Here is a 1,022-nt window from a genome sequence, read left to right on the forward strand (position 1 = left end):
AATGGAAAGATCGGCTGGGTTAGCTTCCGCTAGAAGGACTAGCTCATTGTTGCTGCCTTTGTTGCGCTTAAGCTTGTTTGCAAATTCCAGTTGTTGAATAGATTTTGGAACGCTTGCGTAAACTGGCATGCCAATCTGTTCAATTTGATCTGGTGTTTCCACACCACGGTGGAATGCTGCACGAATTAATACGAAAGCCACGCCTGCCATACCGCCAAGCAGTGTTGCTAGCACAACGATAAGCGCTTTTTTCGGCTTGATTGGCTTAGAGAAAGATTGAGCGTTATCTAAGATTCGAACGTTGCCAACTGTTCCGGCTTTAATAATGTTGAGCTCTTGAACCTTGTTCAATAGTTGGATGTAGATTTGTTGGTTTACTTCTACATCGCGTGTCATACGTAGAACTTCACGCTGTGTTTTCGGTAACTTTTGAACTTGTTTATTAAGACGTTCTTTCTCTTTTAGTAGTGTTTCACGTTTATCAAGTAGCGACTTATAAGCTGGGTGATCCTGTGTGAAGCGTTGGCTGATCTCACTTTCTTTGAATGTAAGCTCATTTAGCTGTGCTTCTAACTCAACCATTACTTTCAGCGTTGACTGAGCTTCAAGGCCTAAATCGATAGATTCATTTTCTTGACGGAATCGATTTAAAACGTCTTCAGAAGCGGTCAGTTTTGTTTTGATGTCTGGGAGGTGACCTTTCAAGAACTCGAGGCTTTGCTCTGCCTCTGCAGAATTTCTTTGAACGTTTTGTAAGAAGTAGTTTTGGCTAATGTCGTTCAAGATATCTTGAATCTTAGCGCGGTCTTCACCAGAGAAGCTTAAAGATATAATCCCGGTTTGCTTACCACGTTCGCTAATCGATAAGTTTTCTTGAAGTTTATTAATTGCATCTAATTTACTGATTTTGCTGACCGTGAATGAGTCACCAGTTTGAGCCACAAGTTCAGTCGCCAAAAATTGGTATCCATTCTTCTCAAGCAGTTCACCAACTTTACCTTCTAAAATGACGTTATTGTCAT

1 protein-coding gene is annotated in these 1,022 nt (G+C 41.0%); it reads right to left on the reverse strand.

Features of this window, described 5'->3' with window-relative positions:
* Positions 1-1,022, reverse strand: a 1,022-nt coding sequence (locus tag IQR33_RS22235; protein ID WP_322631796.1) for a GNVR domain-containing protein, incomplete at both ends; no start/stop codon positions are given.

The organism is Vibrio sp. OPT46 (genome assembly GCF_015163535.1).
In the GTDB taxonomy this organism is placed as follows: domain Bacteria; phylum Pseudomonadota; class Gammaproteobacteria; order Enterobacterales; family Vibrionaceae; genus Vibrio; species Vibrio alginolyticus.